This is a genomic window from Niallia sp. 01092 (assembly GCF_052318935.1).
GTDB lineage: Bacteria > Bacillota > Bacilli > Bacillales > Cytobacillaceae > Niallia.
In genome coordinates this window covers 1-248 of record NZ_JBQRKO010000089.1, presented here as the reverse complement: position 1 = coordinate 248, position 248 = coordinate 1, and the positions used below count along the sequence as shown (strand labels likewise).

General features: G+C 35.9%; 1 pseudogene. It reads left to right on the top strand.

The features are described from left to right. A pseudogene (locus ACTXGU_RS22455) lies at positions 1–185 on the top strand (alkanesulfonate monooxygenase); the annotation flags it as partial. Between the last annotated feature and the right edge of the window lie 63 nt (positions 186–248).

The window sequence follows — 248 nt, the reverse complement described above, 5'->3', positions numbered from 1 at the left end:
AATACCAAGAAATTGGCATCGATACATTTATTTTATCTGGTTACCCGCACTTAGAAGAAGCTTATCGAGTAGCAGAGTTGCTATTTCCCCACTTGCCATTAGAGTCAGGAAATACAAGTGAGAAGAAAAAAGCTAAAGCATCTGCTGGTGTTGTAATTGCGGATCATGCTCTGCCAACTAGATAAAATGTAATATGAAAAAATGCTAGAAATCTCACTTTAGAGTGGAATTTCTAGCATTTTTTGATT